Source organism: Nocardia sp. Tas62D01 (genome assembly GCF_055232035.1).
Genome location: NZ_JBUYUZ010000001.1, coordinates 2665467 through 2678004, shown reverse-complemented (window position 1 = coordinate 2678004; position 12538 = coordinate 2665467). Strand labels below are relative to the sequence as shown.

Sequence of the window (12538 nt, the reverse complement as noted above, 5' to 3'; positions counted from 1 at the left end):
GGAGTGGCAGCGGTCCAAGCGGCGGGAGCGGCGCTATTACGCCAAGGGGGGCGGCCGGGATACGGGTCGTCGACGTGGAGGTCGATGGATTCCGCGAGCCCGGTCTGCTGCTGCCGGTGCGGACCGCGGCCCGTTGGCAGGGTTTCCTCTTTGCGCTCCTGGGTGTGTTCTTCCTCGGCATTGCCGTGACGCTCGCGGTGTTAGCCGTCGCCGACCAGAAATGGATCGACCTCGTCGGGGTGCTGGTGCTCGGCGTCCCAGGAGCCTTTTTCCTGTGGGCAGGCATCGGCGTGATGGCAAGACTGCCGATTCGGGGCTGCGCCTGACCCCGAACAGGGTGGTGTACCAAGCCGACGGGCGGCGCACCACGGCCCGACTGATGCGATCCGCCGAGGTAATAACCATCCCCGACAAAAACCTGATGGTGAATCCGCTACTGGCCTATCGGATCGTCAGCTACTACCTGGAGAATCTGACCGAACGGATAAACATCACCAGCGCCGCGGTCGGCGGCCGTGAGTGGTGATCCGGTCAGCGGTCGGTGGAACCCGAGTCGCCGTCGCGGTGCTGGCGGGATAGCCGCCAGAGGAATTCGGGGTCGTCGTCGGGACCCTTGATGTGCTTGCGCTGTGGTGAGATGTGCTTGCGCTGTGGTGAACGCGTGGATGGGGTGGTCGGACCGGCCGACTTCTCCGGGCCGAACGCCTTCCAGCACAACACCGCGACTGCCACAACTGCGATAAGTGCCAACAGGTACGTCACGTCGCTCACCTCCTGGTACCGAGGGTAGCCGCGTACGGAGCCTTCGGACACCAGAGACACGAAATTGGGAGAACAGGACATGCACGGGCCCTAGACAGCGGGCCCGCGCGGCCTGCGGAAACCATGAAGCTCAACGAGCACAAACTTTGGAGCTCAGCGAGCAGTGGCTTCGGTCGTCAGCGACTGCAGCAACTGCAGAACCTCGGACTCACGAAACCTGCGGTGTCCACCCGGTGTGCGCAGTGACCCCAGCCGCCCGGCGTGCGCCCAGCGGGTGACGGTCTTCGGATCGACGTGGAACATTGCGGCCACTTGGCCTGGTGTCAGCAGGGTGTCCTGGCCGCCGACGGTGATCGCAGTCATAGCAAACCTCTCCGTTCTCGACAGTTCCCTCATCAGTGGCGCCATCGTTGCACTGCGACCCCTACGTAGTCGAACCACCTACAGTTGGTAAAGGGGAAGTAATAGACAAAACGGATACGCGTGCGGCCTCGCTCGAGAGGTGTCGCGGTAGCCGGCAGGCAGCGTCGCATAGGCTGATCAGCGTGAGTGACGCAACTCCACCGGAAGGTGCATCAGGACAGCAAACCGCGGGCGCAGGCCGACGGCTGGCCCGCAATCTGGGTTTCTACACCCTCGCCAGGCTGGGTCTGGTCGTCGTCCTCACGGTGGTGATCATCGTGATCGCCCGGCTGGTGTCGGTGGACATTCCGATGGTGGTCGCCGCGCTGTTCGCGCTGCTCATCGCGATGCCGCTGTCGTTGACGCTATTCAAGAAGCTGCGCGCGCGGGTCAACGAGGACATCGCGGTGGTGGACGAGAAGCGCCGCCAGGACAAGGCGCAGCTGCGGGCTAGATTGCGTGGTGAGACCCCGGGCGATGACCGCGGGGCCTCAGCGTGAGGCACTGCGATCGCAGCACCCCGCGCGACTGGGTGGACAACGCGGTCCGGCTGATCGACGCCGACACCCAGCGCAGCGCCGACACGCATCTGCTCCGCTACCCGCTGCCGGCCGAGTGGAACGTCCAGCTGTATCTGAAGGACGAATCCACCCACATCACCGGCAGTCTCAAGCATCGGCTCGCCAGATCCCTTTTCCTGTACGCGATTTGCAACGCCTGGGTCACCGAGGGCACCACGGTGGTGGAGGCTTCGTCGGGCTCGACCGCGGTCAGCGAGGCGTACTTCGCGAAGCTGCTCGGCCTGGATTTCGTCGCCGTGATGCCCGCCGGCACTTCGCCGCAGAAGATCGCGCTCATCGAAGCGCAGGGCGGCCGTTGCCATTTCGTGCAGCGACCCCCGGATATGTACACAGAGGCGGCTCGGCTGGCTGCCGAATGCGGCGGCCACTACATGGACCAGTTCACCCACGCCGAGCGGGCGACCGACTGGCGCGGCAACAACAACATCGCCGAATCCATCTTCGACCAAATGGCTTTGGAGACCTGCCCGGTGCCGGAATGGATCGTCGTCGGTGCGGGCACCGGCGGCACCAGCGCCACCATCGGCCGCTACATCCGCTACCGCAGGCACGCGACTAAGCTAGCGGTGGTCGATCCGGAGAACTCAGCCTTCTATGGCGGCTACGAGACCGCCGACTCCGGCTATGAGACCGGAATGTCTTCGCGCATCGAGGGAATCGGCCGTCCGCGGGTCGAGCCGTCGTTCGTCGGCCAGGTCGTCGACCGGATGATCGAGGTCCCCGATGCGGGTTCCATCGCCGCCGCGCGCCATGCGAGCGCCGTAATCGGCCGCCGCGTAGGCGGTTCCACCGGCACCAACCTGTGGGGCGCGTTCGCCCTCATCGCCGAAATGATCGCGGCAGGCCGCACCGGCAGTGTGGTGACGTTGCTCTGCGACGGCGGAGATCGTTATGCCGGAACGTATTTCAACGACGAGTGGGTCGCGGCCCAAGGTATAAGCCTGGTCGAGCCTGCCGCGATCCTGGACAAGTTCCACGGCACCGGCACCTGGGCCGGATAGCACCCTTCGCCTCGAATCCCCGTCATCCTGGTCTGGCTCCGGGATCCAGGTGTAGCGCCCGGGTCCGGAGCGTTCGCCGGAACGACGGGGTTCGCTTTCTCTCGCAGTGAAAAGCGGCTCTTGCGCGCCTGTCGTCGTCAATTTTTATTGACAACTCCGACGACGTCAATCAAAATTGACGACATGACAGAGGCAACCACATTGGCGGCCGCCGCAGGCAGCCCCGACCCCAAGGTCGGGCTGCGCGCGGTGCTCGCACTGCGTCGGCTGCTCGAACGCCTGGAAGCGATTCAAGTGACCAATGCCCGCGAACAGGGCTGGTCATGGCAGGCGATCGCGGAGGCGCTCGAGGTCAGCAAGCAGGCAGTCCACCACAAATACAGTCGGAGAGGCGGGAACCGCTGATGTTCGAACGATTCAGCAAGTCAGCGAGAACGGCGATCGTCATCGCTCAGGAAGACGCGCGGGAACTGCACTCGCCGAATATCGAGATAGAGCATGTCCTGCTCGGCTTGCTCTCGCAGAGCGAGCCGGAGTTGAAAACGCTGCTGTCCGACGCAGGCATCACCTACGAGAGCGTGCTGAAGAAGCTGGGTCAGCAGGGCAAGAGCGAGCCGCTCGGCGAGGAGGACGCCGAGGCATTGCGCTCGATCGGCATCGACCTCGACGCGGTACGGGAGAGCCTGGAGGCCACCTTCGGCGAAGACGCGCTGGAGCGCGCGGTGCCGGGGCCGTTCGGCTGGAGGCGCGGCGGCGGCAACTCCGGTCACATCCCGTTCGCCACGGACGCGAAGAAGATGATCGAGTTGTCCCTGCGGGAAGCGCTCGCGCGCAAGGACAAGACCATCGAGTCGGCGCACCTGCTGCTCGGCATTCTGCGCGCGCCCAATCAGACCATCACCCGCATCTTCGGTGGTTCGGAAGCCATCCACGATCTCCGGCCCAAGGTGCACGCCCTGCTCGACCGTGCGGCGTGAGCGAGCGGGTATGTGCACTCCACTCGGATTGGGTTTTGGGGCAGCACATGTCCGCCCGTCGGGCCTAGCATGGCCCCATGCAGCTTCTCATTCGGTTGATCATCAACGGGGTGGCCATCTGGCTCGCCGCCGCCTGGGTCGACAAGATCGACATCATCAGTCCCGACGACAAGGGCACCGGCGGCAAGATCCTGACCGTGCTAGCCATCGCCGCGGTGTTCACCGTGGTGAACGCGCTGGTCAAGCCGATTGTGAAGTTCCTGTCGCTGCCGCTGGTCATCGTCACCCTCGGCCTGTTCCTGCTGGTGATCAACGCGCTGATGCTGTGGCTCACCGCGAAGATCACCGAGACCACCGCCTACGGCCTGCGGGTCGAAGGCTTCTGGGCGGCGGTATTCGGCGGCATCATCGTCTCGCTGGTCAACTGGGTGCTGGGAGTGCTGGTCCCGGACGGCGACGACTAGCTGGCAATCCCCAGCGCGAGGGCGGTCACCGCAGACCACACGAGCAGGGCTAGGCCCGAATCGCGCAGGGCCGGAATGAGTTCCAGGCCGCCCCTACCGGAACGGACCGGGGCGTTGGCCCGGACCGCGAGCGGCACGGCGAGCAGACCGACCAGCGCCCACGGGGTCCGGGCTACCAGAATCACGGTGGCGACGAATGGAATCGCCAACATGGCCAGGTGCAGAGTGCGGGTGCGCGGATCGCCGAGTTTCACTGCGAGCGTGACCTTTCCGGACTCGGTATCGGTCGGGATGTCGCGCAGGTTGTTGGCGACCAGCACCGCGCTGGAGAACGCGCCGACCGCGCAGGCGAGCACCACACCGGCCCAGTCGATCCGTTCGGCCTGCACGAACTCGGTGCCGAGGACCCCGATCAGACCGAAGAACACGAACACCGCGATCTCGCCGAATCCGCTGTAGCCGTAGGGCTTACTGCCGCCGGTGTAGAACCAGGCGCCCGCCAGGCAGGCCGCGCCGATCAGAATCAACCACCACGCGGTCAGCACCACCAGCACCAGACCGAACACTGCGCCGATGGCCAGGCTGAGGATCGCCGCGTTCTTGACCGCCGCCGCCGAGGCCAGCTTCGAGCCGACCAGCCGCAGCGGCCCGACCCGCTCGTCGTCGGTGCCGCGGATGCCATCGGAGTAGTCGTTGGCGTAATTCACGCCGATAATCAGCGCGAGCGAAACCAGCAGCGCCAGAACCGCTTTCCACCACACCGCGCCATCGATGGACGCCGCGGCGCCGGTTCCGGCCAGCACCGGGGCGATCGCATTCGGCAGGGTGCGGGGCCGTGCGCCCTCGATCCATTGCGCTGCAGTAGCCATCCCCGCAGCCTAATGGGCGTGGAGCGTTCAGTCTGCCTGGGCTTCGGCGACCGCCTTCAACCGCGCGAGCCCCTTCTCGAAGTTCGTGCCGATCATCTTGTCCATCGGGATCACCTTGCTGACCAGACCCATCAAGGTCGGCCGCTGACCGGTCATCCGCCACACCACCTCGGTGCCGCCCTCGACCGGGTTCAGCGCGAAGGTGGTCTGGTTGGTGGCCCGGAATGGTTTCTCGAAGGCGAGGCGGATGTCGATTTCGCGATCGTCGCTGGAGGTGATCTCCATGGTGCCGCGACCGGCCTTGCGATTGCCATCCCAGGTATAGTGCGCGCCCACACCGGACTCCGGCCCGGTATACGCCCGCTGCAACTGCGGATCGACATCCTCCCACGGCGACCACTTCGTCCACTCGTGGAAATTATCGATCAGCCCATGAATACGCGACGGCTCGGCCGTGAGCACGGCCTGCCGAACTACTTCGAACTCAGCCATGCGTTCAGCCTAGACGGGTGACCAGCCGGAATGGGGCGAAAAACCATGACGACCCGGTCGGCATCGCTCGCATACGATGACCACGGAATGTATCCCGATCAGAGCGCCCCGAACGGCCTGAGCCAAACCCTGACAACGCCCGCAGGCGAATCGGTCGTCGTGGCCCTGCTGGGCGAAATCGCGTTACGCCGAAACGGTGCGCTGGCGGCGCTGCCTGGCGCCAGAGCGCGGCTGCTGGTCGCTGCCTTGGCACTGCGACCCGGCCGTAGCCGCAGTGCCCAGGCGCTCATCGATGATGTGTGGGGCGAGCAACCGCCGCGGGCGCCGATGAATGCGCTACATACCCAGGTGTCGCGGTTGCGGTCCGCGCTGCCGGAGGGTGCGCTGGAGATCGGCCCTGCGGGCTACCGCCTGCTGTTGCGCGCCGATCAGGTCGATTTGACCCTGGCCGATGACCTGGTGCGCGCGGCGCGCGGGTGCGCAGCCGATGGTGACCATTCCGGTTGTCTCGATGCGGTGGCTCGGGCCCGATCCCTGTGGCGTGGGGAGCCCGGCGCCGATCTGCCCGCGGGCGAAGTGGCCGACGAGCTACGCACGGTGTCCGCGCAACGGGTGGCAGAGCTCGAGGCTATTGAGGTCACGGCGCGGGTCGCGGCCGGTGACCTGGAAGGCGGGGTGACGATCACCCGCCGGACCGCCGTCGTCAACCCTCTGGACGAGGCCGTCCATGCCACGCTGATGCGGCTGCTTGCTGCGGCAGGCAGGCCGAACGAAGCTTTGGATGTGTTCGCGTCGTTCCGGGGGCGGCTGGTCGAACAACTCGGCACCGATCCGGGTCCGGCGCTGGTCGAACTGAATACCGCGATCTTGCGCGGCGATCCGATCCCGGGCTTCGCGCCGCGCTCGGATGGGCACGCATCGCGGTCGGATGGGCAAGTGCCGGTGCGCGATTCGGCGTCGCAGCCGGATTCGACGGCTGCGCAACCGCGGAATTCGGCTGCGCGGCTATCGGGTTCGGCGGCCTCGACCTCGGGCGTCATGTCGGCCCTCGGGCTGCGCGCGGCGCCCAATGCCCTGCTCGGCCGGGCCGCCGACCTGGACGCTCTGGAGGAATCGCTGTACCGGTCCCGGGTGACCACGGTGCTCGGCCCCGGTGGCACCGGAAAGACGAGGGTGGCAAACGAACTGGGCGTCCGTGCCGCGCGCGGCGTGTCGGTCGCGCTGGTGGAATTGGCCTCGGTCCGGACCGAGGCAAGCGCGGACGCCGATCCGCGATCCGATGTCGAGGCCGCGATCAGCGCGACACTCGGGTTGGGTGAGATCGTCCGTGAGCCCGGCCATCTTCGCGGGCGTCCGATCGATGAGGGCCGGCGACTTCGGGAAGCGCTCGCGGCCCGTCCGATGCTGCTGATCCTGGACAACTGCGAGCACCTGGTCGATGCGGTCGCCGAGGTGGTCGCCGACCTGGTCGGCAGCTGCGACCAGCTCACCGTGCTCACCACCAGCCGGGCGCCGCTGGAGATCACGGCCGAGACGGTATACCCGTTGGCGCCCTTGGCTATCGACGCGGCAGGCTCGCCCGCCACCGACCTGTTCGTGGCCAGGGCGCGCGCGGTTCGTCCCACGGTGCGACTGGATCCGGAGGTAGTGGCCCGGCTGTGCGGCACGCTGGATGGTTTGCCGCTGGCTATCGAACTCGCCGCCGCACGGGTGCGCACGATGAGCGTGGAAGAGATCGAAGCCCGCCTCGAGCATCGGTTCGCGTTGCTGCGCAGCGGAGATCGCTCGTCACCGGAACGACATCGCACCCTGCACGCGGTGATCGCGTGGAGCTGGAATCTGCTCGACGCACCGCAGCAGGTTGCCCTGCGCCGAATGTGCCGGTTCCCGGCCGGATTCACGCTCGCGGCGGCCGAAGTGGTGGCCGCGGGCCCGGAAGTAGACGATGTGGCCGAGGCGGTGGCCGGCCTGGTGGGTCAGTCGCTGCTCACCGTGCTGGAGGACGAGGGCGGCAGCATCGGTATGCGCTATCGGATGCTGGAGACGGTCCGCGAATTCGGCGAGGAGCAGCTCGTGCTGACCGGGTCGGCGGCGGCGGGCGTGCCGGGCGCCGTCGACGAGGGTCCGCTGGTGATGAATCGAATGTCGCGCTGGGCGGGCGATTTCTCGGTCGCCGCCGGGCCGCGGTACCGGGCGGGCGAGCAGGTGGCCACGGTGCTGTCGGTGGCCGCGGATCTGGACAACCTGGTCGCGGTGCTCCGATACGCACTCGAATGCCGGGACGCACGCACCGTGTATCGGGTCTTCCCGGTGATCGGAACGCTGTGGGTGATGCGCGGTGCGCACATGGAGCTGATCGGTTGGGCGCGCCGGATTCTCGCGCTGCCTCCCGAACCGCAGCCTGCGCACGGCATCGTCGCCGATCTGCAAATGCTCGCGCATATGCTGGCGGGCTTGCATATGGCTTTTCTGGGCACCGAACTGCGGCTGGTGGCCACGGCGCGAGCGCGGGTCCGTCGATTGCTCGGCACCGGTACCGATTTCAATCCGGGAATTCGATATCTCGGCCAGCTGATGTGCAGCGATTCCTCGGGTAAGAAGGTGGCCCGGCTGCTTGCCGACGGTGCGCGGTCGAAGGATCCCGACGTTCGTGGTGCGGCCCTGGTGATGCGCGCGAATGTCCGGGAGAACGCGGGACAGGTCTATAGCTCCACCCGGGATGGGCTGGGCGCCTTGCGAATTATGGAGCGAACCGATATCTGGGGCACGGCGATGACGTGCCAGCATCTCGGACAACTCGCCGGGCAGACCGCGCGCTACGCCGACTCGGTGGACTATTACCGCAGGTCCGTCGACCTGTTGCGGCAGCTGCATGCTTATGACGAAGCGGTCGAGATTCGCAGCAGTCTCGCGGTGTCGCTGGTCGGAATGGGCCTGCTCGACCAGGCACGGCGGGAATTGGCGTTCGCCCTCGGGTCGCCGGATGGCGAGCTGGCGCACGGCTCGCCGATCGACGACCCGGCGGTGCGACGCAACCATCGCCTCGCGGCCGTGGTCGGTGGGATCGCTGAACTTGAACTCGCCGAGGGCGATATCGACGCCGGCCTGCGGCATTACGCCAGGGCGCTCGACCTGTCCGGCTGGCTGGATGACGACAGCGCACCCGGGCCCGGCGCGCTGATGCTGGCGAGCGCGGCGATGGACGCACACGTGCTGTACGGGCGGGTGGCGTCGGCGGAACCGATCGCGCGTGAGTTGGCGGGCAATGCGGTGGGTCGACTCGGCCAGTTCTTCGATCTGCCGCAAATCGGTGCGGTCGCGTGTGCGCTCGGGTCCTACCAGCTCGCCATCGGCCAGCGCGTGGACATCGGGTTGGAACTGCTCGCCTCGGCCGCGAAAGTCGGTGCCCGGCAGGACCAACCCTCGGCGAACTGGAGTCTGCACATCCGGCTGCATCGGGCGTCGGTCGGGGACGAACGGATGGACGAGGCGATTCGTCGGGCGGCGGGACTGCGCCGCACGGAAGCCGCAGAGCGGGTCATGCAGCTCCTGCGTGAATTGGCGGGCAGCACAGACGAATAAGCATGTCGCCCGGGCGAACCCTGCTGATATGCCGAATGTCGCGCTGGGTGACTCCAGGTCTCCCACCGCGACATTCGTATCGAGGACCTACAGCGGTCATGCCCTGCGCATGTACGCCTTGATGCTCAGCGGGGCGAAGATCGCGATCACGACCACGGAGCCGAGCAGGGACCAGGCCAGATCGCTGCCGTAGACATTGCCGTTCATCAGAGCCCGTGCCGCGTTCACCATGTAGTACACGGGGTTCGCGTGATTGATCGCCTGCATCCAGCCCGGCATGGTGCCGACCTGAGCGAAGGCGCCGGACATGAAGGTGAGCGGGAACATCACCATCATCGAAATGCCCTGCACGCCAGCGGCGCTCTTGCCGGTGACGCCGACCAGCGCCCAGATCCAGCTGACCGCGAACGAGCAGACCACGATGACCAGACCGGCGACCACGACGCCGACCACGCCGCCCTCGGGCCGGTAGCCGATGCACAGGCCGACAATGATGGTCAGGGTGGTCGCCAGCGCGTAGCGCACCATGTCCGCGATCAACGCGCCGGCCAGTGCCGAAATGCGGGCGATGGGAAGGGATTTGAACCGGTCGAAGACGCCCTTGTCCATATCCTCACGCAACTGGGTGCCGGTCACGACCGATGTCAGGATGACGGTCTGCACCAGGATGCCGGGAACCAGGATCGGCAGATAGTTCGACACGCTGCCGCCGATGGCGCCGCCGAAGATGTAGGCGAACAGCGCGGTGAACAGGATCGGCTGAATCGTCACATCGAACAGCTGCTCGGGATTGTGCTTGATCTTCAGGATGCCGCGGTAGGCCATGGTCAACGAGGTCGACACGGTCTGGCGCAGCGAGATCCGATTGCTGACCTCGGGGATGGATGCGGGCGCGGCGTGGCGTGCCGGGCCGGGGGCGGTGATGGTGGTCATGCCGCGCTCCGTTCGGTGGCGTTGGTGTCGTCTTCGGCCGGGTGGCCGGTGATGGTGAGGAAGACCTCGTCGAGGCTCGGCTTGCTGACGGTGATCTCGTCGACCGCGATCTCCCACTCGCGCAAGCGAATCAGCAGATCTGCGGTCATCCCGGCATCGCGCAGCGGTGCGGTGAGCCTGCCCGCCTCCGGCGTGATCTGGGCTTCGGCGCCGAGGAACTCGCCGACGATGCGGCGGGCGTCCTCGAGCTGGGCCCGATCGACCAGGGACAAGTGCAGTGAGGAGCCGCCGACCGAGGCCTTGAGTTCGTCGGCGGTGCCGTCGGCGATCACCCTGCCGCGGTCGATGACGGCGATCCGGTCGGCCAGCTGATCGGCCTCGTCCAGGTACTGCGTGGTGAGCAGCACCGTGGCGCCCTCGCGGACCAGACGGCGGATGGTCTCCCACATCTGGGCGCGGGTGCGCGGGTCCAGGCCGGTGGTCGGCTCGTCGAGGAACAGCAGCGGGGGCGTCGCGATCAGGCTGGCGGCCAGATCGAGGCGTCGGCGCATGCCGCCGGAGAAGTTCTTCAGCGGCTTGTCGGCCGCCTCGGTGAGGTCGAACTCCGCCAACAGTTCGACGGCCTTGCGGCGGGAGTCGGCTCGGCTCAGGCCGAGCAGGCGGGAGAAGATGATCAGGTTCTCGGTGGCCGAGAGGTCCTCGTCGACCGAGGCGTACTGCCCGGTGACGCCGACCAGCGACCGGACGGCCGTCGGTTCGGCGACGACGTCGCGGCCGAAGATGCGGGCGCTACCGCCGTCCGGACGCAGCAGCGTGGCCAGCATCTTGATGGTCGTGGTCTTGCCTGCCCCGTTCGGTCCGAGCACGCCGTATACCGAGCCCTGCGGAACCGCCAGGCTGACACCGTCGACGGCACGCTGTTCCCCGAACACCTTGACCAGGCGGTCCGCCTCGACGGCGAGCGCTGAAGTGGGTGTGAAAGAAGTCATGCGTAAGACTTTGGTGTTCCGGTCTTGCATGGCCCTTGCATGAGGATGTCGCGCTCGCTTGCAGCGGCATGCCTGCCCGTGCAAGGCGGTGTTCGACGCTTACACCGCCGATCCAGGTCTGTGGACGGCAGCGATGTGCTCAGGTTCGGCGGACACGCCTCTCAGTGCGTCGACTGGGCGAGCAGATGTTCGCGGAGTTTGGCACGGTTCGGCTTGCCTGGACCGATCAGGGGAAGCTCGTCCAGTAGCGCCAGCTCGCGGGGGGCCGCGATGGAGTCCAGTTCGCGCACGACGTGCTCGCGCAGTTCGTCGAGTGTCGGGGTGGCTCCGGCGGTCGGGACGACAACAACGGCGACGCGCTGGCCAAACCGTTCGTCCGGCAGGCCGAGTACCACGCATTCGCTGATCGACGGATGCGTCCCGAGCACCGCCTCCACCACCTGCGGGATCACCAGCAGGCCGCCGGTCGTGATCGCCTCGTCGAGGCGGCCGCTGATGCTGAGCACGCCGTCTTCGAAGGTGCCCGCGTCCTCGGTGCGGAACCAGCCCGGTTCGGCGAATGCGGGATGATCCGGCTGGCCGCGGTAGCCGGCGCTGATCATGGCGCCGCCGAGCAGCACCCGGCCGTCCTCGATGCGCACCTGCGTGCCCTCCAGCGGAACGCCGTCGTAGACGCAACCGCCGCAGGTCTCGCTCATGCCGTAGGTGCGAACGACGTTGATACCGGCGGCTTTCGCGCGTTCATACAGCGGCAGCGAGGTGGCTGCGCCGCCGACGAGCACCGCGTCCAGTTCGGCGAGTGCGGCCGCGGCGGTGGGCGCGTCGAGCGCCTTGACCAATTGGGTCGGCACCAGCGCGGTGTAGCGGCGCGGTCCGCGCATGCTGGAAACGGCGCCGGCCAGTGCTTCGGGTAGGAAGCCACCGGACACGTCCAGCACGGTGGGTTCGGTGCCCGCCTGGATGCTGCGCAGCAGCACCTGGATGCCCGCGATGTGGTGCGTGGGAAGGGCGAGTAGCCAACTGCCCGGCCCGCCGAGTCTGTCGTGTGTGGCGGCGCCGCTGGCCAGCAAGGCGGACGCGCCGAGCATCGCGCCCTTCGGCACGCCGGTGGTGCCCGAGGTGGTCACCACCAGTGCGATGCCGTCTTCGATCGGCTCGCCCGGTGACACGCCGTCACTGAGGCGCTGGGCTTCGCGCCGGTCACTGGTGGGAATCGGCAGCCACGCGGGGCCGTTGCCCTCCAACGCTTCTCGCAAGTGTGGCAGCACATCGCCGACATGGGATCCGGTCGGCATCGGCAACGTCCGCAAAGTTGTACTCACGACGCCGCCTCGCTGACGCTCGGCTCCATCGTTCGTATGGACGCTGTGCCCATGGTTCGTTCGCTGCGCTCTCTCACGACGCCGCCTCGCTGACGCTCGGCTCCATCGTTCGTATGGACGCTGTGCCCATGGTTCGTTCGCTGCGCTCTCTCACGACGCCGCCT

General features: G+C 67.1%; 15 protein-coding genes. 8 read left to right on the top strand and 7 right to left on the bottom strand.

Features of this window, described 5'->3' with window-relative positions; all coding sequences use genetic code 11:
- Positions 1 to 74 precede the first annotated feature (74 nt).
- Together ACV7NQ_RS13100 and ACV7NQ_RS13095 are read left to right on the top strand one after the other, a co-directional pair.
- Positions 75 to 326 (top strand): hypothetical protein, encoded by a 252-nt coding sequence (locus tag ACV7NQ_RS13100; RefSeq protein WP_463359885.1) that lies wholly within the window; start codon positions 75 to 77, stop codon positions 324 to 326.
- On the top strand, positions 275 to 526 hold the full coding sequence (locus ACV7NQ_RS13095) for a hypothetical protein (protein WP_463359884.1): 252 nt from the start codon (positions 275 to 277) through the stop codon (positions 524 to 526). The genes ACV7NQ_RS13100 and ACV7NQ_RS13095 overlap by 52 nt, the downstream gene beginning before the upstream one ends.
- Before the next feature lie 5 nt (positions 527 to 531).
- Here the strand turns inward: ACV7NQ_RS13095 and ACV7NQ_RS13090 are convergent, their stop codons facing one another.
- Both ACV7NQ_RS13090 and ACV7NQ_RS13085 read right to left on the bottom strand, forming a co-directional pair.
- Positions 532 to 762, bottom strand: a complete 231-nt coding sequence (locus ACV7NQ_RS13090) for a hypothetical protein (RefSeq protein WP_463359883.1) — start codon at positions 760 to 762, stop codon at positions 532 to 534.
- Between the two features lie 153 nt (positions 763 to 915).
- Complete coding sequence (locus ACV7NQ_RS13085) at positions 916 to 1125, bottom strand: BldC family transcriptional regulator (RefSeq protein ID WP_040696172.1); 210 nt, start codon at positions 1123 to 1125, stop codon at positions 916 to 918.
- Positions 1126 to 1307: 182 nt separating this feature from the next.
- Here ACV7NQ_RS13085 and ACV7NQ_RS13080 point away from each other — a divergent pair, with 182 nt between their 5' ends.
- From ACV7NQ_RS13080 to ACV7NQ_RS13060, 5 genes are all read left to right on the top strand, one after another.
- A complete protein-coding gene (locus ACV7NQ_RS13080) occupies positions 1308 to 1664 on the top strand; it encodes a DUF4229 domain-containing protein (protein WP_463359882.1) in 357 nt (118 codons plus the stop codon).
- Complete coding sequence (gene cds1 / locus ACV7NQ_RS13075) at positions 1661 to 2746, top strand: L-cysteine desulfhydrase Cds1 (RefSeq protein ID WP_463359881.1); 1086 nt, start codon at positions 1661 to 1663, stop codon at positions 2744 to 2746. Before ACV7NQ_RS13080 ends, cds1 begins: the two co-directional genes overlap by 4 nt.
- A gap of 183 nt (positions 2747 to 2929) precedes the next feature.
- On the top strand, positions 2930 to 3151 hold the full coding sequence (locus tag ACV7NQ_RS13070) for a helix-turn-helix domain-containing protein (protein WP_463359880.1): 222 nt from the start codon (positions 2930 to 2932) through the stop codon (positions 3149 to 3151).
- A complete protein-coding gene (locus tag ACV7NQ_RS13065; RefSeq protein WP_463359879.1) occupies positions 3151 to 3723 on the top strand; it encodes a Clp protease N-terminal domain-containing protein in 573 nt (190 codons plus the stop codon). Before ACV7NQ_RS13070 ends, ACV7NQ_RS13065 begins: the two co-directional genes overlap by 1 nt.
- Before the next feature lie 77 nt (positions 3724 to 3800).
- Complete coding sequence (locus ACV7NQ_RS13060; protein WP_463359878.1) at positions 3801 to 4187, top strand: phage holin family protein; 387 nt, start codon at positions 3801 to 3803, stop codon at positions 4185 to 4187.
- Here the strand turns inward: ACV7NQ_RS13060 and ACV7NQ_RS13055 are convergent.
- On the bottom strand, positions 4184 to 5056 hold the full coding sequence (locus tag ACV7NQ_RS13055; RefSeq protein WP_463359877.1) for a 1,4-dihydroxy-2-naphthoate polyprenyltransferase: 873 nt from the start codon (positions 5054 to 5056) through the stop codon (positions 4184 to 4186). The two genes, ACV7NQ_RS13060 and ACV7NQ_RS13055, sit on opposite strands and share 4 nt — an antisense overlap.
- A gap of 27 nt (positions 5057 to 5083) precedes the next feature.
- Positions 5084 to 5548 (bottom strand): SRPBCC family protein, encoded by a 465-nt coding sequence (locus ACV7NQ_RS13050; RefSeq protein WP_463359876.1) that lies wholly within the window; start codon positions 5546 to 5548, stop codon positions 5084 to 5086.
- A gap of 87 nt (positions 5549 to 5635) precedes the next feature.
- On the opposite strand from ACV7NQ_RS13050, the gene ACV7NQ_RS13045 reads away from it, so the two are divergent.
- Positions 5636 to 9130: an AfsR/SARP family transcriptional regulator gene (locus ACV7NQ_RS13045; RefSeq protein WP_463359875.1), complete on the top strand. Its 3495-nt coding sequence runs from the start codon at positions 5636 to 5638 to the stop codon at positions 9128 to 9130.
- A 96-nt stretch (positions 9131 to 9226) separates the two neighbouring features.
- On the opposite strand, the gene ACV7NQ_RS13040 is transcribed toward ACV7NQ_RS13045, so the two are convergent.
- The 3 genes from ACV7NQ_RS13040 to menE form a co-directional block, all read right to left on the bottom strand.
- Positions 9227 to 10063, bottom strand: a complete 837-nt coding sequence (locus ACV7NQ_RS13040) for an ABC transporter permease (protein ID WP_463359874.1) — start codon at positions 10061 to 10063, stop codon at positions 9227 to 9229.
- Positions 10060 to 11052, bottom strand: a complete 993-nt coding sequence (locus ACV7NQ_RS13035; RefSeq protein WP_463359873.1) for an ATP-binding cassette domain-containing protein — start codon at positions 11050 to 11052, stop codon at positions 10060 to 10062. The genes ACV7NQ_RS13040 and ACV7NQ_RS13035 overlap by 4 nt, the downstream gene beginning before the upstream one ends.
- A gap of 161 nt (positions 11053 to 11213) precedes the next feature.
- On the bottom strand, positions 11214 to 12347 hold the full coding sequence (menE, locus tag ACV7NQ_RS13030) for an o-succinylbenzoate--CoA ligase (RefSeq protein ID WP_463365649.1): 1134 nt from the start codon (positions 12345 to 12347) through the stop codon (positions 11214 to 11216).
- Between the last annotated feature and the right edge of the window lie 191 nt (positions 12348 to 12538).